This is a genomic window from Brucella sp. H1_1004 (assembly GCF_047308065.1).
Taxonomy (GTDB): Bacteria; Pseudomonadota; Alphaproteobacteria; order Rhizobiales; family Rhizobiaceae; genus Brucella; species Brucella pseudogrignonensis_B.
This window is the reverse complement of the sequence record NZ_JAYKZA010000001.1, coordinates 415352-437345: the sequence shown is the minus strand read 5'-3', so window position 1 is coordinate 437345 and position 21994 is coordinate 415352. Positions and strand designations below refer to the sequence as shown.

Below are 21994 nucleotides of genomic sequence, written 5' to 3'. Positions count from 1 at the left end.
AAAGAGCTGTCTGGACAAAAGTTTGGATTGCTAACCAATCCACTCAGATTGTCGAAGATCTGGAATGGTGGGAGCACCTGCGAAAGCGAGAAATGATCGAAGCTCATCGCGGAGCTGGTCGACTATGCGAACAACGCCATCGCTCCCATCAGCAGCAAGTCCATAGAGTGGCGCGCGCCCTAAGAATACACCGTCAGCACCTGCTGCGAGTAACTTAGCTGCATCCGAACCACGTCTGACGCCGCTATCTGAAAAAAGCGTTTTATCAGGACCAACGGCATCGCGTATTCTTGGAAGAACTTCCAAAGGAAGCGCTGCGCTGTCCATATTGCGGCCACCATGCGCCGACACAACGACCCCATCGCAGCCTGCTTCAAACATAGCGACTGCATCGCTAACCGCCATGACACCTTTGATGACAAGCTTATGTGGCCATTGGCGACGAAGCTCTTTGAGAAATTCAAGGTCTAGAACCATATCCAATGCGAAGCGCGGATCGCGAATGGATTGCGTAACGGCTTTCGCGACTGCGCCGGGATAATGTGCGTAGGAAGGGAAGCCATTGCCGAGCGCATAGCGTCCCATAACGCCAAGTGTCCAGCGTGGATGAGCCATCAAGTCGAGCGCCAGAGTGGCGGAGGGTTGCAACGGAACACCAAAGCCATTGCGCCGGTTATGAATTTTCTTGGGTGATGCGGGTGTATCCACCGTTAGGACGAGTGTTTCGACGCCACATGATTTTACGCGTTCCAGCAGTTTCCATGTCTCGTTGCGATCATTCCAGACATAGAGCTGAAACCAAAGTTCGCTCCCCGGTGCACCGTCCGAAATATGCTCAATGCTTGTTGATGATTGGGTAGCGACAACAAATGGCAGGCCCGCAGCTTTTGCTGCGCGCGCCATAACGACCTCGCCATTATATCGAACCATACCTGCCAGCGCGGTAGGAGCAATCACGAAGGGGCAACTATGATCGTGACCAAGATAGCTTGTTGATAGGGCCGGTGACGCGACGGGGCGCAGCACATGGGGGACGATGCGTTTTGCCTGGAAGCCACGATGAAGTGCTGCTATCGCGTCTTCCGCTTCCGTGCCCCGATCAATATAATCAAATAGAGCGCGGGGGAGAAAAGACCTCGCCTTTTCTCTCGCCTCTGCAAAATCCAGAAACTCCGCCCCGCCTGCCATGCTTATGCGATCCCTTGCGCTTTCAGACCTTCAATAGCCTTGGAAATAAGGCTGAGGGTCGTCTCATTCGGCGCTCTAAGCGGCAATGAAACCGGACCGACAGGCATGCCGAGATCAGCCATCATGGACTTGAGCGGACCAGGGTTCACTTCGTTGAAAAGTGCTGCAAAAGTCGGAAGTAGCTGACGATGCAGCGCAATACCCTCAGCATAGTTGCCGCTGATAAGCGTGTCGTGAATACGGGTCCAGAATGCTGGCAACATCGGCGCGCTGGCAAGTATTCCGCCCGTCGCGCCATACATGATATGCACGGCATACATCATGTCATCGCCGGAAAGCAGAGCAATCTTGTCGCCAATCGCCGCCGACAAGCGATTGAAGTAATAGGCATCGGTATTGCAGATTTTGGCGCCGATGATCGTTCCGTCTTCACCCAATGTTCTGAGTGTTTCAACAGCCGTCACAAAGCTCGTGCGGGAAGGGACATCGTAGTAAACAATAGGCAGATCGACTGTCTGACGATAGGCGTGGAAATAGTCAATGACACCCTGTTGGCTTGGAATGACATAGAAAGGCGTTACCAGAAGAAGAGCGTCCGCACCCGCTTCCTTAAATGCCTTTCCATGTTCAACAGCTTCTGACCAACCGGGGGACACAACGCCAGCAACAACCGGAACCCTACCATTGACGATACGAACAGTTTCGCGAACGACAGCAAGGCGTGTTTCTGACGACAAGGCCGTAAATTCGCCTGTACCGCCAATCGGTGCAAGTCCCTTAGCTCCGCCAGCCAGGTTGAATTCGATCAGGGTTTCCAGTTTCGCGACATCGAGGTTTCCATCATCAGTCAGCGGTGTCGGAATTGCAGGATACATACCCTGCAAGTCAGAATGTTTCATGATCAAATGTCCCATTTCTATTGGATGTAATTAATGTTCGACCTTGGACAGGAAGGACTTCAGCCGATCAGTTTGCGGGTTACGCAAGACGTGGTCTGGTGCGCCCGTCTCGACAACATGTCCGCCTTCCATGAAGATAACCTTTGATGCCACATTGCGCGCGAAGCTCATTTCGTGTGTCACCACGATCATGGTCGTTCCATCGGCTGCTAGTCCCTGCATCACATCGAGAACTTCCCCGACGAGTTCAGGATCAAGGGCGGATGTCGGCTCATCAAACAACATGACTTCCGGCTCCAATGCCAGTGCGCGTGCGATTGCAACACGTTGTGCTTGCCCGCCTGAAATTTGTTGAGGGTAGAGATCGATCTTATCGGCCAGTCCGACGCGCTTAAGCAGCGACATCGCCAGCTCTTTTGATTGCTGCTTGGTTTTGAGCTTGTTGAGCAGCGGCCCTGACATAACGTTCTGCAAGACCGTCATATGCGGGAACAGGTGAAAGCCCTGAAAGACCATGCCTGTTTTAGCGCGAAAATCAGCCTGTACCCGTTCGGAGAATTTACTCTTGGGTGTAAACTCGAGGCTCTTACCCGCGATTTCAATACGACCTTCAGTTGGCTGCTCAAGCAAATCAAGACAGCGGAGCAGGGTCGATTTTCCACAACCGGATGGGCCAATAAGAACGGCTACATCACCGCGATTTACCGCGAGATCAATTCCCTTGAGAACTTCATGCGTACCAAATGTTTTTCGCAGATTTTTTACATTAATCATGACGCACCCCTAGTGTTTGATTTCAAAGCGATTGGCGATCAAAGTTACGGGTGTCAGAATGACGAGATAAAGCAGTGCTGCGAATGTGTAGACTTCCAGAGGCCTGTAGGTTTCCATCGTCAGGCTACCCGCCGCATACATAATGTCAGGCACGGCAACGACAGACAGAAGAGACGTGTTTTTAAGCTGCAGAATTGTCTGACTTACGATTGGAGGGATCATTCTGCGTGTTGCTTGGGGTAGAATGATGTGGCGCATCTTCGTGACGTAGGAGAAGCCAAGCACAGTTGATGCTTCCCATTGGCCACGGTCTATGGAGATAACCCCTGCGCGGAAAATTTCGGCTGCAAATGCGCCCATATAGAGTGTCAGACCCAGGCCAGCGGCAAACCAATCTGGCAAGGTATAGCCAGTCAACATTGGCAGGGCATAAAAGAACCAAACAATCTGAACCAGCAGAGGCGTACAGCGGAACAAGTGGATATAGGCATTTATAAGCCACTTGAGCACAGGTATCCGCGACACCAGCGCAAGCCCAAGGATGACGCCGATGAGAAGGCCTGCGAGCGACGTTACAACTGCATAAGCAATGGTTACACCGATTGCGTTAAGCCACAATTGCCCGTCAAGAATAACGGACCAGTCAAATTGGTACATTTGCATGCACTCCCATTTTGCGACCGTGTTCATTCCCGATCAGGCGGTCTTTTTCTTAAGCGCTAGCGCGATTCGGAATCACTGAAAAGCATTTTCAAGATAAAAATATTAATTTAATCGTATGCCGATTACTTTAAATCATTATACGATATTTAATTAATAAATGACCGTCTAATTACGGTTTTATCAGGCTTAAAGTGCAAAAAACAAAGTTTTCGCTTGTTTTGTTCTGACAGAAAAATACATGCTGCTGTTGGTTAAATTAAAGCTCTCTATAGAAGAGCAAACGAAGGGAATATCGACATGATGAGGATGATCGCAGCTGCATTGTTGGCCTGTTCGGCAGCCGTTGCCAGTGTGCCAGCTATGGCTGAATCTGTATGGGACAAGATTGAACGCACCGGTGAAGTTGTTTGCGGCGGTGTCCGTAACTACCCACCAACGTCCTTTCATGTTGGTGGCGAGCTCGAATATGCTGGCTATGGCCCGCGCGTTTGTCGTCAGATGGCTGCTGATCTTGGCAAGGCTATGGGTAAAGACCTCAAGCTCAAATGGCGTGAAGTCACGTGGCAGAGCATCGTTCTCGACCTGCAATCTGGCCGTCTCGATATTTTCCCGGGAATGACTGCTACGGAAGAGCGCAAAAAGGCGCTGGCCATGGCTGGTCCTGTTTGGCAGATGTCTGATTGCGTGATTGGCTCAAAAGCGAAACAACCAATGGCCACTTGGGAAGAATATAACAACCCAGACGTAACCTTTGCTATGGTGACGGGTACAGCGCAGACCAACTTCATTAAAGAAAGCATGCCAAAAGCCAAGATTATGAGCTTGAAGGAAATGAGCGAAGCCATCATGGCCGTTCAGTCCGGTCGTGCAGATTACATGATCCAGGAGCTGCCGATTTGCGTCAAAACATTCTCGACCGCTCCAGCTGTGTTCTCCAGCTATACGGTTCCGACACCACCGCATGGCATTCCTGTTTCAGCGGCAACACGTATCGATGAAGATGGTCGTGTTCAGGCATTTCTTCAAAAGTGGGCAGAAGAAAACCGCGCAAGTCAGGCAATTGTTCCTTTGCTAATTGAAGGCTTCAAGGATGCGGGAATGGATACTTCCGTGATTTCTGAAGGGGTTCGTTTCTGATTTTTGATCTTTGAAACGAAAGGTGCCGTTCTCGGCACCTTTTGCGATTTGGCAAGCATTTCGGCTCAGATATATTGCTTTGGAACAATGAAAAATTCTGTAACTAAATCCTATCAAGAGATTATTATTGCCTAGATGCATGATATCGGGGGTGCCTTAGTACAAGGCGGAGGGACGGCTTGAAATGGCGCATCACGACGAAGAACATGACGATCCAATGCTGGTTCGGGCCGTCGAAAAGGCGTTTCGCGTTCTCGAGACTTTTGATGCGGTTAATTCTCGTCAAACGTTGACTCAGCTTGCCCAGCGCGCGGGCATTGACCGCTCTGCTGCGCAGCGCTTTGCACATACTTTGCTATACCTTGGTTATCTTCAAAAAGTACCAAATTCGAAGACGTATGAGCTTTCAGCCAAGTCGCTGAATATGGGTTACCGCTATACGCGATCCAGCCAGTTGGTGCAGCGTGCGCATCCATATTTGATGCATCTTAATCGCAGTACGGGAGAGACAATCTCTCTGACGTTGCGCGATGACACCGATATTATTTATCTGGCCCGCTATCTGTCCGCGAATACACTCGACAACGATGTGATCGTTGGAAGCAAGCTTCCCGCTTATTGCTCTGCTGCGGGATTGGTTTTTCTCGCCGGATTACAGGATGAGCAAATTAACGATATCCTCGCGCGAAGTGACTTGCGCGCTTATACGCCTAAAACGATCTTCGAGCCCGAACAGATATGGCAGCGGGTTTATGAGACCCGTCAGCGCGGATTTGCGATTGCGGTAGAGCAGGTTTACGCCAATGATATCGCCTTGGCCGCACCAATCCATTTGCCTGATGGTCACACGACTGCTGCCGTGGTGCTCGCTGCGTCTAACCTGCGCTATGATGAAAATACCATCACCCGCCAGTTTGTACCCATGATGATTTCAGCTACACGATCGGTGACGCAAATTCTTACCTGATCGTGGGTATTAAAATGCTTGCGAGTTTGATCACGGTGATGTGGAAAATATCGCCTAATTCTGGTCGATAGTGATCACGCAAACCACACGATCTATTTCATACGCGGCTTTCGACCAATACTGATCAGCATCCATCGATGGCGCAACCGTTCTGCTTTATGGCGCATAATGGCGAATTGAACACCGACCGCAAGAATCGTTTGTTCGAAGCAGCCATTGCGCTGGTCTGCGTCGTGAAAGCCCTATTTGGGCGATGTGAATTCGTTGCAACCTCCTATAGGTATTTGTGGGCAGTCGCTAAAAATATGCAAAATCAATATTTTTCTCCAAACATAAAGCATATCACACTAAAGTTTATAAACTGTTGAGTGTTGTGCGATTTTTCATTTCATCTAGTATAAGGTGTCTTTGTAATTTGCTGATTTTTGCAAGTAATTCCTTATCATGGCTGATTGCTACAATTCCCATTGATTTTTTTTCGACCAATGATGTGAGAACGTGCCAAATTTGTGCTTGTGCTATGGGATCAAGTGCAGATGTGATTTCATCTGCAATAATATAACGTGGCTTTGCACCAAGTGCTCTTAATATTGCGACGCGTTGTAATTGTCCCCCTGATAGCTCATGGGGGTAACGGTCTCCCCATTCTTCTTGCACACCAAGACGTTGTGCCAGCTCGGTATCAGTCGGTCCCGATTCATTAATAATATTCTTAATGCGCCAGCGAGAATTCATTGCTGCGAGCGGAGATTGATACAAATATTGGACATTCCAGCTTTTCTTAGGTGAAAAGCATTGGTTGTCCAGAAAGATGGCTCCCTGGTCGGGTTGGTGCAGGCCAGCGAGTATTCGGCCCAATGTCGTCTTTCCACATCCCGATTGCCCTGAAATGCAAAATATCTCACCTGTTTTTATCGTTATCGAAAGATTCGAAAAAACAGATCTCTGTTTAAAAGATGCGCTGATGTTTTTTGCTTCAAGCATATGCGTTGAAGCCGTTTTGGGGCAAAGCGCGCCACATGTCTTTTGCATAGTGAGACGTAATCTGGTCACCTGACCCTTGAAAGGCGGTGGCTGGTAAAAAGCAACATAGCTTTCCTTCATTAAGAATAGCTATTTTGTCGGCATAAGGCTGAATGGTCATAAGATCATGCGTTATTATAAGACAAGTGCCGCCATTATCCGCATGTCTGCGCAGTTTTTGCAGAATCATAGTGCAGTTTTCTGGATCGAGACCAGCAGTTGGTTCATCGGCAATTAACAGTTTGGCTTCTCCTGCTGTCGCTTGTGCCATTAAAACTCGGCGTGCCATGCCACCGGATAATTGGTGAGGATATAGTTTCGCGACATCTGTGTAGAGGCCAACCTCTGCAAGCCTCTCAGATATTTTTGTAGGTTTTCCAGCGCGCTTGGCAGCCCAGTTTATAAGATCTCCGACATTCGCCGTTGGATCGAGATAAGTTGTCTGTTGCGGCAGCAATGCGATTTCCCGTCCTCGCAGCTTTTGGCGCGCAGTTTCATCCAGCAATTTGCCATCGAAGAAAATCTCTCCGCTTGTTATCGCATTGTTCGGTAGTAGTCCCAGAATTGCATGCGCGAGCAGACTTTTCCCAGCTCCCGAATGCCCAACCAGCGCAACGATTTCACCTGCCGCGATATTGAGTGACACATCGGACAATCGCGTCATTAAATTCTGACGGAACAGACCATTGTAGCGCTGGAATGAAACAGAAAGGCTATCAATTTCAAGCATCATATATGGGCCTCTTTTGGACTGATAAGACGACGCAATGCATTGGCGAGCAAATCGAAGCATAGCACCATGATCAACAGTGCAAGACCGGGGAAGACGGCGAGCCACCAGCGGCCCCCAGTGATGTGTTGCATGGCTTCCGACAGCATGATTCCGATTGCTGGGCGTGATGGTTCCAGGCCAAAGCCCAGGAATGTCAGGCCTGCTTCATGCAAGATGGCATGTGGAAACATCAGCAAAAATCCAACCAGCATCTGTGGCAACAGATGCGGCAGGATGTGGTTGAGCAATATGAAGCTGCGCGATTTACCAAAGCTACGCGATGCTTCAACAAAAGGTGCGACGCGCACCTGAATAAGTTCGGCGCGCAAGATACGCGCAAAACGCGGCCAGTGCGAAATCGCAACAGCGATGATCACCGCGCTCGTTCCGCCACCCAGCGCAAAGCTGATCAGGATAAGCAGAACCAGATGCGGCATGGCGAGCATGGCATCGGTAATGAAGCTACCAACCGCATCGGCTGTTCTGCCGAGGCCTGATAGCAGAACGATGAGCAGTGCAATAATGACCGAAAAGCCTGCTGCCAGAATACCAACGCGCAGGCTCAAGGTTAGCCCATGCAGCGTTCGAGCCAGCATATCGCGCCCCATCTGATCAGTACCAAACCAATGCGCAAATGATGGCGGTAAATTGCGTATGGAAAAGTCAGAGCGAATACCGACATTGCCATAGGCCCATGCGCCAAATGTGATGGCGGCAATGATCGCCAGAGCGAAAATAGCGCTGATGAGCGCCCGAATGCGCCCGTTGAGAGGGAAAGCCTTCATGCTTGCCCCTTCAACCTTGGATCGACAACGCGATAAAGAATATCGGCAATCATATTGCCAGTCGAAACTACAACGGTGGTCAGCATGGCAACAGCCAGCAACAACGCTACGTCGCCACGAATACCCGCTTCCACGGCAGCTCGCCCCAATCCGGGCCAGGCGAAAACCTGCTCTGCAAGAATGGCTCCGCCGAATATTTCACCAATTGACGCAAACAACACGGTCAACGCTGGCAGAGCTGAGTTGCGAACGCCGTGGCGTAGGATGATGTCGCCCTGACGCGCACCTTGTGCGCGCGCAAATGTAATGTAGTCTGATTGCAGAACCTCGATCAGCTTGGCGCGAGAATGCAAAGCGATCTGCGCGACACCAAATAGCGTCAATGCCGTCAGAGGAAGGATTAGATGCTGCAAGCGTTCTATGAAGGTGACGTCTTCCGAAGGAACGCCAATCGGACCAGCGCAACATATTGGTGTCCAGCCCAGTTTTACTGAGAACAGCGCCAACATCAGCATTGCCAGCCAGAAAGTCGGCGTTGCGGCCAAAATGTAGCAATAAAGCCGAATGATGCGGTCAGGCCAGCGTCCTTCATAAGCCGCAGAAAGCATCCCAAGAGAAAAGCCGAGAATCCCGGATAGCAACCATGCGAGACCCGTAAGCGTCAGCGATGCCCCGATACGCGTGCTCATCACCTCGGCCACGGAAGTATTGTAAGTGATGCTAAAACCGAGATCACCACTGAGGATATTTCCAGCCCATCGCAAAAACTGCTCATAGACGGGGCGGTCGAGGCCCCATATTGCAGCAATCTGTATTTTCTGCTCTGGCCCAACATAGGCCATCGCTGGACCGAGATACGCATCCACAGGATCAATGGGGGATGCCTTCATCAGCAGGAACACCGCGAAGGCAACGCAGATCACCAGCGCACAGAGACGCAAAATGCGTAAGGAAATCTGGGTGGCGAGGTTTGTCGTCACTCGCAAGTCCACCGCCAGTTGGCAATTGTTGCAGTAACCGGCCAGCCATGACCATGTGGTTCGATCTGTGTCTTTCCGAGATCAAGGCACTTGTTGACGAAATAAACATGGTCGAAATTAACGAGCCAAGCCCATGAATTATCACCCTTCAACCCGTAATAGTCAGCGGCTTCAGACCAATAAGGCATTGACCCTTCTAGGCTGCCTGCGCCCTGCGCTTTCTCAAAAAGCTCCTCAACCTTCGGGCTGGCGTAATAACTCGGGTTCATATATTCCACGCCGCCGAGCTTTTGGGCAAACAGGCTATAGAGCTGATAAGGGGAGTGACTGCCAAAGCCGAAAACCACGGGTTCGGAATGCATGACGCGACCGATTGCATCCCAGCTCCCACCTTGCGGCGTGGCTTCAATACCAAGAGGGCGCAACAATTCGGCTGCTGTTTCAGCCAATGCTTGTCGCGTTGCGTCACTCGCCGGATAGTTGATTGGAAAGGCGGCTCTCACACCATCTTTGGCGCGGATTCCATCTTCACCCGCCGTCCAACCAGCCTCATCAAGTATGGCTTTCGCACCATCAAGATTGAATTCAATTTGATCGGCTTTCCCTGCCCACGGCAATCCATCGGCGGGACCGAATGCAGGTGTACCATGACCATGCAGAGCTACATCAACGACCAGCTTCCGATCAATACCCATATTGATCGCCTTGCGAATAGCAGGGTCTGACGTCACAGCATTTCCAACTTTGCGGCCATTGACGTCATGTGGCTTTGTAAAAGGAAGGCTCAAGCCACGATTGTCGACTGTTTGCACGGGAACTGCCTGAAAGCCGTTTGGAACTGCATCTGCGAGCTGAGCCGGAACTGCAACCATATCGACCGCTCCAGCATTTGCTGCTGCTAAACCCGGAGCTTCACCCGTGAACAGGAACGTGATTTTCTTAAATGGCCCCTTATCGCCATAATAAGCGTCGTTGCGCTCGACAATAAGCTGTTCACCTTCATTCCAGGCTACAAACTTATATGGTCCAGAGCCTACAGGCTTGCGCCCATAATCAGGACCGTAAGAAGCTGCGGGCACAATGCCGAGTGTGTAAAATGCTTCGACAAAAGTGATCCACGGCTTGCTAAGCGAAATCTGTACGGTGTCTTTATCGATAGCCTCGGCCTTTTCCATCACGCTTAAATCAATCGCGTTGGCGGATGCCTTGGCTGTATTGAATGTAAAAGCAACATCCTCGGCGGTAACTGGTGTGCCATCAGAAAACTTTACATCATCGCGCAATTTGATCGTCCAGACTTTTCGGTCATCAGACAGTGTCCAGCTAGTTGCCAGATCGGGCGCCGTTTCTAGGTTCACATCACGTCGCAGCAACGTTGATTGAAACAGTGGGTTCCCATAGCCGCCCCATCCTGCGAGGGGATCAAATCCATTATCCGGCTCACCACCAATCGCCAGAACGAGAGTATCTTTCGGCTGGGCATAGGCTGATGTTGCACATGTAAGTGCAAGAATGGATGCAACCGAAATGGCTTTGAAATTCATCTCTATCCCCACAGTATGATCTTTTACCAAAAACATCTTACTGCGGTATTCTCGCGAGGCAATCAATATATTGATGAAATACGCATTTAATTTTGCTTAAGTGCATGAGAAATTGAAAGAAAAGCCCGCAGCTATCAGATGCGGGCTTTGATATAACGGGCTGGATGAATTACTTGTCCATGTGCTTTTTCATGCCCCAGAGACTGAATGCATTTTCTCCATAGAGATCTTCATCTAGGCCTTCGAGCTGTACTTCTTCCGGCACGCGCAGATGACCGAAAGCATCGAGGATTTTGAGCAGGATCATCGTGATAATCCAGGCATAAGCCGCCACGATAGCCACAGCCATTGCCTGAATGCCAAGCTGATAAGCGCTTGCCGATACCGCATTGATGTTTGAGCTGGCTGTCACACCGATCAGGATTGCGCCGGTCATGCCGCCAACACCATGCGCGCGCCAGACTTCCAGCGTGTCGTCGATCTTGAGCCACTTCTGAACATATTTGGCATTAAAGCACACGGACGCGCCGATTGCACCGATGAGCAGCGCCGTCATTGGTTCAACATAACCAGCAGCAGGCGTGATCGTTGCAAGACCAGTGACCGCTCCAACAAGTACACCAGAGAACGATGGACGTCCGGATTCTTTCCATTCCCAGAACATCCAGACGAGCATGGCGATGGAGCCTGCCAGCATGGTGTTGGTGAAGGCATAAGCCGCCAGTGCATCGGCTGCGTAAGCGCCGCCCGCATTGAAGCCAAACCAGCCAAACCATAGAAGACCTGCACCGATTGCAACCAGCGGCAAGCTTGCAGGCTGGGATTCCTTCTGGCCTTTTGCGAGTTTGCGCTTGCCGAGATATTTTGCTGCCGCCAATGCGGAGAAACCAGCGGAAGCGTGAATGACGATACCACCTGCGAAGTCGACAACACCGAGCTTTGCAAGGAAGCCGCCACCCCAGATCCAATGGGCTGCTGGCAGATAAACCAGAATGGTCCAGAAAGCGATGAAGAACAGATAAGCACCGAACTTGAAGCGCCCGACAAAAGCGCCCGTCATCAGCGCAGGTGTGATGATGGCGAACATCATCTGATATGCGAACACCAGAATGAAAGGCACATTGGCCGCATAGGTCGGGTTCGGTTCAATACCCACATGATACATGCCGAAATAGGTGGTGATGTCGCCAATGACACCGCCGATGGACGGGCCGAATGCAAGACTGAAACCACCAAAAACCCAGATGAGGCCGATCACACCCATGCAGACAAAGTTCTGTATCATGATCGACAGAACATCACGCTGACGGACAAGACCACCGTAGAACAGAGCCAAAGCTGGGGTCATCATACAGACCAGCGCCGTACAAATCAGAAGAAAGGCTGTATCGCCAGCACTTATAGATTGCATGTTCTTTTTCCTTCAGAACTGAAATTCAGAGCCATTGGTTCTTTATTTCAAAAATTACTTATCGCTTACGAGATGCTTGGCGACCGGCTTGTGCGGATGCGGTGCGAAGAGTTTCTTCGGTGCGATAAACAGATAAAGTGTGAGCACATAAGGCGCTGTGAAAGACGGCAGCCCCATAGGAGCCATGATCACATCATAGGCACCCTGAATGAAGACAGTGGTAATGGTTGCGAGCACCGCGTAAACGATGACTTTTCCATCGGTTTTCAGGAAAACTGTTCCAACCGCAATTGCTGTCAGTACCGGGCTGAAACCATAAAGCCCCTGAACAACCGTTGCTGGATCAGCGCGCATGCCAATGGCTATGATCATGGCGATGAGTGAGCCAAGCGCTGCTGCGATACCCGCTGGACGTGAGGCCACAAAAATACCAATCAGGATCAGTGCGCCGCTCACCTCATTGCCGAGCAAAAACACCTGCGCAATGTTGCGGAAGAAGATTTGCACGAGCTCAATATTGGCCGGGATGGTCGCTGTACCCGCAACATAGTCGGAGACGAGTTTTGGCGCGTCACCCGTAACATTCAATGCGCCAAACGAGTAAGCACCGGCAACCATAAGCCAGCCTGTCAGCACAAATGGGCCAGTTGAGCCGGGAATGCCCCAGCTTTTCGTCAGCGTTGCACCAAATGTCGCTGTAATGACCGTGCTTAGTGCTGATCCAATGATGATATAAAACCAGAGCTGTGGCGTTGCGGCGATGAAGGTCGGCAGAGCAACACCAACAAGAATGCCGTTGAAGCCGAAAAGGCCTGAATTGATGGAGGGCTTGTCGCAATCAAGCAGCTGAGCTGTCAGTGTGGCAACGATCAAGCCAATGACTGCGCCAATCGTGGTGGCCCAAATGCCCGTTGCGTAAGACGCATAGGCAATTGCTGCAAAAAACATGACACCGGTAAAGGCGTTTTCCATAAAGAAAACCTGCCCCGCCCCTCGAAGACAGGTGATTGGAAAACTAACGTTCTTCTCTGCCATCTCAGTATCCCCTCTCAATTAAATCGAAGCCGTATTTCGATTTTTAACGCCAGAGAAACTCTTCTGGCAGAGTACGTCCACGGGCCTCTTCACGAACAATTTTCCAGAAATTTCGCACCTCGGCGCGCACATCATAGCTTTCAATGCCAACTGCCCGCAGCATAAGCCCCGCATTGTTGGGCAGCATGGATACGCCAGAAATGGCACGTGGCGCATCAGTGCTGAAATTTACCTCGACACGCTCCTTGATACGTGCGGCAACATCAGGTGGTGTAACGCAAACAATATTTGCAAAAGCATCGAAACCGCGCATCACAGCAGCGAAATCTATCGTCGGATTGCCTTTTTCGATCAGCACCTTGTCCGTAAACAGGCGCTTACCATTTGGCCGCTTTACGGAGACAAGCATGGAGAGCAAATCGAAGCCGAAGCGCTCGTCTTCATGATGATGCTTGCGTCCCGTCATCATCATCTCACCATAGATGAGCGTTGCACTCTCATCGATGACAACATCCGTCTGATTGATGAAGCGCGAATTGCGATAAGGTATGGTGAAATCGGGCAAATATTCGAGATATGCGCCAGCTTCGAGCGTTACTGTCTGATATTGCGAGGCATAATTCGCATCCATCTGGTGAACACGGTTTGCGCCCTGTGATGTCACTTGAGCACACGCATTTTCGCCAACATGAATATCAATCTTGTAGCGATCACCCTGCAAAATGCCGCCACCAATCGAAATGATGGAGCAAATCGGCAGTTCTGGCATCGCCTCATCCCAGTAAAGCGCCTGCTGAACCAGAAGCGGTGCTACACGGTAGAGATCATGCAGCACCGAGCGACCATTGCGAATGGAAAAGCCGAGACGCAACTCACCGATTTTCCCCGGCCCGGCTGCACGCATTTGTGCTGGCTCGGTTTGATACGAGTTCAGCTCACGTGCTGCATCAAGTCGGCTTAGTCGCTCGTGTAGGCTCATGATTTTACCCAGCTGCTTCGGTGGCGAGAACTGGCTTAACGTCAAACAGCGCCATGTCGAGAATGAGCTTCATCAGATCGTCAATGCCTTCACCCGTTTTGCAATTGGTGAAAACAAATGGCTTTTTTCCACGCATCAGCTTGGAATCGCGGTCCATCACTTCAAGGCTCGCGCCAACATAAGGTGCGAGATCCTTTTTGTTGATAACCAGAATATCGGACTGGCAAACACCAGCGCCGTTCTTGCGTGGAATCTTGTCGCCAGCAGCCACGTCGATCACGTAAATATAGAAATCAGCGAGAGCCGGGCTGAATGTGAGCGTGAGATTATCGCCGCCCGATTCAATCAGAATAACATCGCTGTCCGGATATTTTTCTTCCAGCTCTTCAACCGCTGCGATGTTCATAGACGGATCTTCGCGAACAGCCGTATGCGGGCAAGCGCCGGTTTCAACCCCGACAATCTTTTCTTCAATCAGGATACCGTTAAGTGTGCGACGAACTTGCTTCGCATCTTCTGTCGTCACAACGTCGTTGGTAATGATGAGCGGCTTGATGCCCATTTCAATCAGCCGCGGCGTGATTGTTTCAATAACCGCCGTCTTGCCCGAACCAACAGGTCCACCGATACCAATACGTGTAATTTTCTTCATGGCTTATTCCTATTTCGAAACGTAATCAGTTCATAAATAGACGGACGTGCGTTTTTGTATGATGCGCAACGAGAACGTCGAAGACAGGCGCGAAACTGGACATTTCATCTAACCCCAATCTGTGCACATCCTCATAGTCTTGCTCAACCCGGGCTTGAGCGGCGAACAATATGCGCTGCGTATCCAGATGATCGATGCGCATAAGGCGCACTGCTGCACTCAGGATCATCGATGCAACACCATATTGGTGAACAACAAAAGCTTGCCGTTCATCGGCCCCCATATGTGCCAAAGCCAATGCCTGACCAATTGGGAAGCAGCCCGGCGTTGCGCCGGATTTGATGTCTTTCAACCAGCGCTCGAGCGGCGGGAAATCGCTGATCTTGAGAGACAATTCAGCGAATTTCTTGCCCATTCGGGCCAGCATAAGCTGTTGCTCTTCACCCACGCGACGGTCCCAGACTTCATGATCAGCGGCGAGCACAGCTTCATAGTCGCCCGCCAGAATGGCGCGATGGGCATGAAGAAACGCGATGCCGTCCATATGAGCGGCTTGGCGGACCACCAGATTGACAAACTGATGCAGGCTTTCCGGGTTTGTTACAACCTCGGTCTGCAGGGCGGATTCAAGCCCGTTTGAGAATGCAAACGCACCAACAGGCAGTGTTGAATCCGAGAATTGCAGCAATTTTGCCAGAAGAACCATATCCTGCATTGGACGCGGTTCTTCGTTCTTTATGCCTGACATGGATTACCTGTGATTGTGGCCGTGATGATGGTCATGCGAATGATCATGACTATGCTCATGGCTGTGGTCATGGGAATGCGAGTGGTCGCCATGATCATGATGGTGATCGTGGGAATGGCTATGGGAATGAGAATGTTTGTGCATGTCGTGATGATGATGCGGGGTCGCGTCGGCACCCGCAAAAAGCATCCGCACTTCCTTGGCGTCAAGTTTCGCTGCAATTTCTTCGCCCGGTGCAAAATGCATCTTTACGCGATCAAATGCGTGGGTGCGCATGACAGAGGCCATGACTTTCTGATCGACAGAAAGCGGCACATAAACTGTTGTGCCTTTGATCACTGCAGGCCAATGCTGATTTCCCAGACCGTGACCAAGTTCAAAGCAAATACGCAGGATTTCCTGCGGTGCGAGTTCTTCAAGCCCTTCAAGCTCAATGACCATCACTTCTTTCAGCGCAATGCGTGCTACAACGATGATGTTCGCAGCTTCATCGTAATGGAGCACATCGCCATCATGCAGATGTTCCGAGCGCGGCAGAGAAATGGCAAGCTCAACGCCACCTTCACTGGCCTTACGCAAACGACTTTTTGGCGCTTCCCATTGCTCAAGAGCAAGATAATCAACCTGCGCATGATGCGAACGATCATGCCACACGGAATCCTTGATGTTACCGAGTGTTTTCTCAACGAGAATCATAGTTCCTCCGGAAGCTTATCGCTTCGTATCGGTCACTGATAAGTGCCGCAAAAGCCTACACTTTCGGGCATTGCATTTTATGATTGAAAGCGGGAGGGATATGTTCCCTCCCGAAACTTCACATCAGCTAAAGAAATGAAGCTGTGTCAGAGGAACACTCGTCGCCGGCTCAACAGTGGCGTGCTTTCCATCCACCGTAACCGCAAAGGTTTCCGGGTTCACTTCAATGGTCGGCAACGCATTGTTACGCACCATTGAACCCTTGCTGATCGCGCGCGTGTTATAAACTGGTACAACCTGTGATTTCAGCTCATACTGATCCACAATGCCGTGCTCAAAGCCAGCAGCGGAAGTGAATGTCACGCGGGTCTTAGGCAAGGCCGAGCCATACATGCCGTACATCGGACGATAGATAACCGGCTGTGGCGTTGGCAATGATGCATTCGGATCACCCATCAGCGCCCATGAAATCATGCCACCCTTGATGACCATTTTCGGCTTGGCACCAAAGAATGCTGGCTCCCAGAGCACCAAATCGGCCATCTTGCCAATTTCAATCGAGCCAACCACATGGGACACACCCTGTGCAATTGCTGGATTGATGGTCACTTTGGAGACGAAACGCAGCACGCGCTGGTTGTCGTTGCCGGACTTGTCGCCGTCATAAGCGCCGAAGCGTGTCTTCATCAGATGTGCAGTCTGAATGGTACGCATCCAGTTTTCACCGACACGACCCATCGCCTGACTATCGCTCGACAGGATGGAAATCGCGCCAATGTCATGCAGCACGTTTTCAGCCGCAATGGTTTCCGGGCGCACGCGGCTTTCAGCAAAAGCAACGTCAGTTGGAATCTTCGGGCTGAGATTGTGACAGATCATCGTCATGTCAAACAATTCGGCCTGTGAATTGATGCCATAGGGTAGCGTTGGGTTGGTCGAGCTCGGGATAACGTTCGGCTGACCTGCAACGCGAATAATATCCGGCGCGTGACCGCCGCCAGCACCTTCGGTATGATAGGTGTGGATGGTGCGACCTTCAAAAGCGGCGATTGTATTTTCAACAAAGCCAGCTTCGTTCAGTGTATCGGTGTGGATACAGACCTGTACGTCAAACGCATCGGCGACCTTCAGCGATGTACGAATTGCTTCCGGTGTGCTGCCCCAGTCTTCATGGATTTTAAGGCCCATGGCGCCAGCGCGGATCTGTTCTTCGATTGTCACAACCGACGAGGAGTTGCCCTTGCCCAGAACACCCGCATTGACAGGCCAGCTATCAAACGAGCGCAACATCATTTCGATGTTCCATGTGCCTGGCGTAATCGTCGTTCCGTTGGTGCCGTCTGTCGGGCCGATGCCGCCGCCAAAAAGCGTCGTCACACCATTGCTGAGTGCTGCTTCTGCCTGCTGTGGTGAAATGAAATGCACGTGAGCATCAATACCACCTGCTGTCAGGATCAAATGCTCACCGGAGATCGCATCCGTTCCCGGACCGAGCGGAAGTGTAACGCCGGACATGGTGGACGGGTTGCCCGCTTTACCAATGCCGTAAATCAGGCCGTTTTTAATACCGACATCTGCCTTGATAACGCCCTGAACAGCGTCAACAATGGTGACATTGGTGATAACGAGATCAGGCGCGCCAGCAGCGCTCGTAAGTTCGTTGTCATAGCCCATGCCGTCACGCAGCGTCTTGCCGCCGCCGTAAACCGCTTCTTCGCCATAGATACGAAGGTCTTTTTCAATCTCGATGTAAAGATCAGTGTCACCCAGACGGATTTTATCGCCGGTGGTCGGGCCGTATAGATCCGAATATTGCTGCCTTGAGATTTTAGCCATTTCACTATCCTGTTCGCTGATGTTGGGGCGGGCAATTACGACTTGTTTTTAAAGCCGTAGCGCTCAACACGCTCCATTGCATCCGTCAGACGTGGGCGGGATTCGTTGTAGCTTTCTTCGCCAACCCAACCATTCACCAGACCGTTGAAGCCGATAACGCGCTGCTTGCCCTGATAAGGAACGAGAACGACTTGCTTTTCGTCGCCGGGCTCAAAACGCAAAGCGGTTGTGGCAGGAATATTCAGACGCTTGCCGAATGCCTGTTCGCGGTCAAATTCGAGATCCGAATTCACTTCAAAGAAATGATAATGGGAACCCACCTGAATAGGGCGGTCACCCGTGTTGCGAACCTTCAGTGTTGTGGTCGGATAACCGGCATTGATCTCAATATCACCTTTGCCGAGAACCAGTCCTCCAACAGGAGTCTTTGCCTTATCTGCAGCCATAACTAAGCCTCCCGTGGAAATTATTGAATTGGATCGTGAACAGTTACAAGCCGGCTACCATCTGTGAAAACAGCCTCAACCTGCACATAAGGAATCATTTCGACGACACCTTCCATCACATCATCTTTCGTGATGGTCTTACGGGCCAGTTCCATGACTTCTTCAAGTGTTTTTCCAGCGCGCGCGCCTTCAAGGGCAGCGGCAGCAATCAAAGATACGGTTTCAGGATGATTAAGCTTCAAACCCTGATCTTTACGACGCTGCGCGACAATCGCCAGCGTATGAATCATGAGCTTGTCAATCTCTCGCGGCGTGAAATGCATACGTAACCTCCGTACAAAGACGATGGGGAGACGCGGTGCAACAGCACAGGTAGATCGACCCCCCGATTAAACAACCACAATTAAGCTAGCAATCAGGCGGTGTGGGAGCAATACTTATTTTACAAATGAATAATTAAATCTGTGAGATGATGATTATTACATGGACAGAAATTCACAGTATTGATCCATCTATTAATCAAAATTAAAGTTTTATAGATTTTGAGATTAAATCATATCAACTAGAATTTGGTTAGAACAAAAATCCAGGCGGCGGCAACGACCATACACAAGAACATCACAACTGTTCCCGTTCTGGCAAACTCCATAAATGTTATTTTAATCCCACGCGCGCCAGCCTGTTCAACGACAATGATTCCGGCCAAGCTGCCAAAGACAATCATGTTGCTTGAAAAACCTGTCCCCAAAGCCAAGGCAGCGCCCAGCGCATCAGCATCTGGGCCCGAGTGAAGATAAGGCACTAGCAGCATGACGGCTGGATTATTTCCGACCAGATTGCTCAGGACACCACCAACGAAAAGCAAGGAAAGCGGATCATTCAAATCTAGGCCGGCTGCGCGTAAATGGTGGAGCAAGTCCTGTGGAATACCCGTACCAGCTATCGCTGCGTTCACAATGAAAAGTCCCATGATCAAAAGCAGCAAGTCGCCATCAACCTGCTTAAGCATGTCTTTTGATGAAATCTTGCGGCTGACAAGCAAGATCCCGGCACCCGCCATAGCAATTAGCTCGCGCGGCAAATCGCTGAAAACAAAGAATCCGATGACAACAATTGCTACGAGCCCGGTTTTTATTGTTTCAAGAACATCGATTTCACTCGCCTGCGAGACATCAACGCCTTTGGTCGAAGGCTTCTTAAGCTCCCAACGACCCCGATAAGCAAAAACGATAACGCTCCAAACAATTGGCAGCGAAAGCAGAGCAGGAATAGCGGCAATTTTCAGGAACCCATTAAAGGATAGCCCCAATTGTTGAGCGGTGATCATATTCTGCGGGCTACCGATCAATGTGGCTGTTGAACCCGTATTAACGGCAAAGCAGAAAGCCAGAAGAAACGGTACAGGGTTAAGCCCGCGCGCCAGACTCACTGAAACAAGCAACGGCGTCATAGCCACGGCTACCACGTCTTTTGTCAAAAAAGCTGAGAACGAGGCGCCCATCACAATCATAACGCCGACCAATAATGGTGGCGACAACGGCAGTTCTGTTACGCGCTTTGCAACCCAGCCATAAAAACCCGAAACAGAGAAACCGGCTGATACGACCATCAGGCCAAACAGCATACCCAAGGTTTTGTAATCAATCGCGTTCCATGCAGCTTGAGCCGTGATACTGCCTGCTACGAGCATCGCGAGCGAACCAATGATGGCTGCGCCCGTCCGATCAACCTTGAAACCTGGTAAAGTACCGCAACCCATCGCAAGATATACAAGCAAGAATATGAGAACGGTCAGGTCCATAATTGTCCACTATTTCGAAATGAGGTATCAAATCACTTTAGGCATACGCTGATAAGCTATATTAAAGCAATGATTTCAATGTGATGTTTTGTGACATAAATCGAAATTATGCAGCTAAATCTATTTGTATTGCTTAATGGTCATGCGGCTCATGCGGTTCATGTGGAATGATAGAGACATCCCCATAAACAACGGCGCGTTGTGAAATAATTGAATTTGCGAACTGCTTTACATCTTTGACCTCCCCGCGGAGGAGGCTGACTTCGAGGCAAAGCTCTTCGTTCATGTGAACGTGAAGTGACGCTACCGACATATGATGATGGTCATGATGCGAAGCCGTGAGCTTCTTAGCCAGATCACGTGCATCGTGCTGATAGACATAGCTCAATACGCCGACGCAATTTTTGGCTTCATCGGATGCAATTTCCGCTTCACCAATACTTGACCGGACAAGATCGCGGACCGCTTCTGAGCGGTTCGCATAGCCCTTGCGAGCAATCAACGCATCAAGGTCGTGCATCAGATCATCATCAACGGTTATCGTAATTCTTTGCATTTTTCGGTTCCCGCAGAAAATCATAAGATTCATCACTTAGCACGTGATTTCCAGTTAAACATACAAATGCTTTTAATTTCGATATATAAAAGCAATAAAAGTGAGAAACTTAAATAGTAAGATAATTCAGCCGATGATTTAACTTGGTGATTTTCTGGGGCCGGGAAAGAACGCATTTACCCTTTTTTGTAAGGATCGGAATTTCTCACCGCGAGATTTTAGCATGTGTTCTTCTAAGGGCGGAATTCCTGAGACATGAACCAGTAACCAATACATTTGGATAGGTGCGAGAAACGATAGCCAACTCCAAGGTGACGTTGTGATTGCCAGCATCGGCCAAGCACACCAAAATAACCATTCAAAGAAATAGTTTGGGTGCCGGGAATAGGCCCAAAGTCCAGTTTCGCAAATTTCAGTTTTGGCTTCTGGAGTTTTTCGGAACCTTGCGAGCTGCGCATCAGCCAGTGCTTCGCCAAGCAATGCTATCGATATTATTGCGATAGCGATGACATCCCAGAAATATGGAAAATCGGGACGGCTAGTGGCAGCGAGATAGACTGAGAGAACCAGAACGAAAGCTGCGAGTGCCTGTATCTGCAAAAACCAGAAGAGGCGTGAGGAAGCATTAGTTCCCCATTCTTTGATCAGCTTAGCATAGCGTGGGTCTTCACCATGGCTTAGGCTTCGTTGAACAATATGCCAACCAAGGCGTATCGACCATATTAGTATGATTATCAGGATCGCCCAACGCCGTTGCAATGTCGCGTTTGCAAGCACAACGGCTAAGAGTGAGCCGATGCCGACCGAAAAAGACCAGATCGCATCGATCCAACCACTTTTACCGGTCTTTCGTTCGATCACCCAGGCAAGTGTCATGATTGCAGACAGGCTGATAGCAACGAGTATAAGCAGACCAATTTGCATGGCTGACCTTTATTCGAAATGGCATTTACATCATGCAATACGTTCTGTCCTGCTATTTGGTTTCGTAAGCGGCGTAAAAAAATGAAAAAAGTTTGGTAGCCGATTGAACCAAATTCATTCTCAAAACGTAAGACGATAAAAATGCAGCACGGAGGCGGCCCGTTCATGTGGCCAAAGC

General features: G+C 50.2%; 23 protein-coding genes and 1 pseudogene. 3 read left to right on the top strand and 21 right to left on the bottom strand.

Translation table 11 applies throughout. The features are described 5' to 3' along the window. Positions 1 to 30 precede the first annotated feature (30 nt). The 4 genes from U2P60_RS02145 to U2P60_RS02130 are packed head-to-tail and all read right to left on the bottom strand — an operon-like array spanning position 31 to position 3518. Positions 31 to 1188, bottom strand: coding sequence for an alpha-hydroxy acid oxidase (locus U2P60_RS02145; protein WP_313828971.1), 1158 nt, complete (start codon positions 1186 to 1188; stop codon positions 31 to 33). 2 nt (positions 1189 to 1190) lie between these two features. Then, positions 1191 to 2087, bottom strand: a complete 897-nt coding sequence (locus U2P60_RS02140) for a dihydrodipicolinate synthase family protein (protein ID WP_413571048.1) — start codon at positions 2085 to 2087, stop codon at positions 1191 to 1193. A 30-nt stretch (positions 2088 to 2117) separates the two neighbouring features. Further along, entirely contained in the window at positions 2118 to 2861 is a 744-nt protein-coding gene (locus U2P60_RS02135) for an amino acid ABC transporter ATP-binding protein (RefSeq protein WP_413571047.1), read from the bottom strand. A 9-nt stretch (positions 2862 to 2870) separates the two neighbouring features. Beyond that, positions 2871 to 3518 (bottom strand): amino acid ABC transporter permease, encoded by a 648-nt coding sequence (locus tag U2P60_RS02130; protein WP_413571046.1) that lies wholly within the window; start codon positions 3516 to 3518, stop codon positions 2871 to 2873. 303 nt (positions 3519 to 3821) lie between these two features. Here U2P60_RS02130 and U2P60_RS02125 point away from each other — a divergent pair, with 303 nt between their 5' ends. From U2P60_RS02125 to U2P60_RS02115, 3 genes and pseudogenes are all read left to right on the top strand, one after another. Then, positions 3822 to 4661 (top strand): transporter substrate-binding domain-containing protein, encoded by an 840-nt coding sequence (locus tag U2P60_RS02125; protein WP_313828965.1) that lies wholly within the window; start codon positions 3822 to 3824, stop codon positions 4659 to 4661. Positions 4662 to 4845: 184 nt separating this feature from the next. Continuing rightward, a complete protein-coding gene (locus U2P60_RS02120) occupies positions 4846 to 5628 on the top strand; it encodes an IclR family transcriptional regulator (RefSeq protein WP_313828964.1) in 783 nt (260 codons plus the stop codon). Positions 5629 to 5703: 75 nt separating this feature from the next. After that, positions 5704 to 5852 (top strand): annotated as a pseudogene (locus U2P60_RS02115) (hypothetical protein); the annotation flags it as partial. A 130-nt stretch (positions 5853 to 5982) separates the two neighbouring features. Here U2P60_RS02115 and U2P60_RS02110 read toward each other — a convergent pair. From U2P60_RS02110 to U2P60_RS02030, 17 genes are all read right to left on the bottom strand, one after another. Then, positions 5983 to 6612 (bottom strand): ABC transporter ATP-binding protein, encoded by a 630-nt coding sequence (locus tag U2P60_RS02110; RefSeq protein ID WP_413571045.1) that lies wholly within the window; start codon positions 6610 to 6612, stop codon positions 5983 to 5985. Further along, positions 6605 to 7384 (bottom strand): ATP-binding cassette domain-containing protein, encoded by a 780-nt coding sequence (locus U2P60_RS02105; protein WP_413571044.1) that lies wholly within the window; start codon positions 7382 to 7384, stop codon positions 6605 to 6607. Before U2P60_RS02105 ends, U2P60_RS02110 begins: the two co-directional genes overlap by 8 nt. After that, complete coding sequence (locus U2P60_RS02100; RefSeq protein ID WP_413571043.1) at positions 7381 to 8208, bottom strand: ABC transporter permease; 828 nt, start codon at positions 8206 to 8208, stop codon at positions 7381 to 7383. Before U2P60_RS02100 ends, U2P60_RS02105 begins: the two co-directional genes overlap by 4 nt. Then, the gene (locus tag U2P60_RS02095; protein WP_413571042.1) at positions 8205 to 9188 is read right to left on the bottom strand and encodes an ABC transporter permease; all 984 of its coding nucleotides are present in this window, start codon (positions 9186 to 9188) and stop codon (positions 8205 to 8207) included. Before U2P60_RS02095 ends, U2P60_RS02100 begins: the two co-directional genes overlap by 4 nt. Continuing rightward, a complete protein-coding gene (locus U2P60_RS02090) occupies positions 9185 to 10732 on the bottom strand; it encodes an ABC transporter substrate-binding protein (protein ID WP_413571041.1) in 1548 nt (515 codons plus the stop codon). The genes U2P60_RS02095 and U2P60_RS02090 overlap by 4 nt, the downstream gene beginning before the upstream one ends. Positions 10733 to 10901: 169 nt before the next feature. Continuing rightward, positions 10902 to 12143, bottom strand: a complete 1242-nt coding sequence (locus U2P60_RS02085) for an ammonium transporter (protein WP_413571040.1) — start codon at positions 12141 to 12143, stop codon at positions 10902 to 10904. A 54-nt stretch (positions 12144 to 12197) separates the two neighbouring features. Continuing rightward, entirely contained in the window at positions 12198 to 13178 is a 981-nt protein-coding gene (yut, locus tag U2P60_RS02080) for an urea transporter (protein WP_313828953.1), read from the bottom strand. Positions 13179 to 13221: 43 nt separating this feature from the next. Beyond that, positions 13222 to 14157: an urease accessory protein UreD gene (locus U2P60_RS02075; protein WP_413571039.1), complete on the bottom strand. Its 936-nt coding sequence runs from the start codon at positions 14155 to 14157 to the stop codon at positions 13222 to 13224. 4 nt (positions 14158 to 14161) lie between these two features. Beyond that, entirely contained in the window at positions 14162 to 14809 is a 648-nt protein-coding gene (gene ureG, locus U2P60_RS02070) for an urease accessory protein UreG (RefSeq protein ID WP_250042530.1), read from the bottom strand. A 25-nt stretch (positions 14810 to 14834) separates the two neighbouring features. Further along, positions 14835 to 15557: an urease accessory protein UreF gene (locus tag U2P60_RS02065; protein WP_413571038.1), complete on the bottom strand. Its 723-nt coding sequence runs from the start codon at positions 15555 to 15557 to the stop codon at positions 14835 to 14837. A gap of 3 nt (positions 15558 to 15560) precedes the next feature. Further along, positions 15561 to 16253, bottom strand: coding sequence for an urease accessory protein UreE (gene ureE / locus U2P60_RS02060; protein WP_413571037.1), 693 nt, complete (start codon positions 16251 to 16253; stop codon positions 15561 to 15563). Between the two features lie 123 nt (positions 16254 to 16376). After that, positions 16377 to 18089, bottom strand: coding sequence for an urease subunit alpha (locus tag U2P60_RS02055; protein ID WP_313828948.1), 1713 nt, complete (start codon positions 18087 to 18089; stop codon positions 16377 to 16379). 35 nt (positions 18090 to 18124) lie between these two features. Continuing rightward, positions 18125 to 18535: an urease subunit beta gene (locus U2P60_RS02050; protein ID WP_313828947.1), complete on the bottom strand. Its 411-nt coding sequence runs from the start codon at positions 18533 to 18535 to the stop codon at positions 18125 to 18127. A gap of 20 nt (positions 18536 to 18555) precedes the next feature. Beyond that, positions 18556 to 18858: an urease subunit gamma gene (locus tag U2P60_RS02045; protein WP_187547608.1), complete on the bottom strand. Its 303-nt coding sequence runs from the start codon at positions 18856 to 18858 to the stop codon at positions 18556 to 18558. A gap of 239 nt (positions 18859 to 19097) precedes the next feature. Continuing rightward, positions 19098 to 20336, bottom strand: coding sequence for an SLC13 family permease (locus U2P60_RS02040; protein WP_413571036.1), 1239 nt, complete (start codon positions 20334 to 20336; stop codon positions 19098 to 19100). A gap of 133 nt (positions 20337 to 20469) precedes the next feature. Next, on the bottom strand, positions 20470 to 20892 hold the full coding sequence (nikR, locus tag U2P60_RS02035; protein WP_313828943.1) for a nickel-responsive transcriptional regulator NikR: 423 nt from the start codon (positions 20890 to 20892) through the stop codon (positions 20470 to 20472). 138 nt (positions 20893 to 21030) lie between these two features. Then, positions 21031 to 21816, bottom strand: coding sequence for a DUF1295 domain-containing protein (locus tag U2P60_RS02030; RefSeq protein ID WP_313828942.1), 786 nt, complete (start codon positions 21814 to 21816; stop codon positions 21031 to 21033). Between the last annotated feature and the right edge of the window lie 178 nt (positions 21817 to 21994).

Coding starts and splice junctions, on each gene's coding strand:
- U2P60_RS02145 (WP_313828971.1), bottom strand. CDS start 1,188: ATGGCAGGCGGGGCGGAGTTTCTGGATTTTGCAGAGGCGAGAGAAAAG.
- U2P60_RS02140 (WP_413571048.1), bottom strand. CDS start 2,087: ATGAAACATTCTGACTTGCAGGGTATGTATCCTGCAATTCCGACACCG.
- U2P60_RS02135 (WP_413571047.1), bottom strand. CDS start 2,861: ATGATTAATGTAAAAAATCTGCGAAAAACATTTGGTACGCATGAAGTT.
- U2P60_RS02130 (WP_413571046.1), bottom strand. CDS start 3,518: ATGTACCAATTTGACTGGTCCGTTATTCTTGACGGGCAATTGTGGCTT.
- U2P60_RS02125 (WP_313828965.1), top strand. CDS start 3,822: ATGATGAGGATGATCGCAGCTGCATTGTTGGCCTGTTCGGCAGCCGTT.
- U2P60_RS02120 (WP_313828964.1), top strand. CDS start 4,846: ATGGCGCATCACGACGAAGAACATGACGATCCAATGCTGGTTCGGGCC.
- U2P60_RS02110 (WP_413571045.1), bottom strand. CDS start 6,612: ATGCTTGAAGCAAAAAACATCAGCGCATCTTTTAAACAGAGATCTGTT.
- U2P60_RS02105 (WP_413571044.1), bottom strand. CDS start 7,384: ATGATGCTTGAAATTGATAGCCTTTCTGTTTCATTCCAGCGCTACAAT.
- U2P60_RS02100 (WP_413571043.1), bottom strand. CDS start 8,208: ATGAAGGCTTTCCCTCTCAACGGGCGCATTCGGGCGCTCATCAGCGCT.
- U2P60_RS02090 (WP_413571041.1), bottom strand. CDS start 10,732: ATGAATTTCAAAGCCATTTCGGTTGCATCCATTCTTGCACTTACATGT.
- U2P60_RS02085 (WP_413571040.1), bottom strand. CDS start 12,143: ATGCAATCTATAAGTGCTGGCGATACAGCCTTTCTTCTGATTTGTACG.
- yut (WP_313828953.1), bottom strand. CDS start 13,178: ATGGCAGAGAAGAACGTTAGTTTTCCAATCACCTGTCTTCGAGGGGCG.
- U2P60_RS02075 (WP_413571039.1), bottom strand. CDS start 14,157: ATGAGCCTACACGAGCGACTAAGCCGACTTGATGCAGCACGTGAGCTG.
- ureG (WP_250042530.1), bottom strand. CDS start 14,809: ATGAAGAAAATTACACGTATTGGTATCGGTGGACCTGTTGGTTCGGGC.
- U2P60_RS02065 (WP_413571038.1), bottom strand. CDS start 15,557: ATGTCAGGCATAAAGAACGAAGAACCGCGTCCAATGCAGGATATGGTT.
- ureE (WP_413571037.1), bottom strand. CDS start 16,253: ATGATTCTCGTTGAGAAAACACTCGGTAACATCAAGGATTCCGTGTGG.
- U2P60_RS02055 (WP_313828948.1), bottom strand. CDS start 18,089: ATGGCTAAAATCTCAAGGCAGCAATATTCGGATCTATACGGCCCGACC.
- U2P60_RS02050 (WP_313828947.1), bottom strand. CDS start 18,535: ATGGCTGCAGATAAGGCAAAGACTCCTGTTGGAGGACTGGTTCTCGGC.
- U2P60_RS02045 (WP_187547608.1), bottom strand. CDS start 18,858: ATGCATTTCACGCCGCGAGAGATTGACAAGCTCATGATTCATACGCTG.
- U2P60_RS02040 (WP_413571036.1), bottom strand. CDS start 20,336: ATGGACCTGACCGTTCTCATATTCTTGCTTGTATATCTTGCGATGGGT.
- nikR (WP_313828943.1), bottom strand. CDS start 20,892: ATGCAAAGAATTACGATAACCGTTGATGATGATCTGATGCACGACCTT.
- U2P60_RS02030 (WP_313828942.1), bottom strand. CDS start 21,816: ATGCAAATTGGTCTGCTTATACTCGTTGCTATCAGCCTGTCTGCAATC.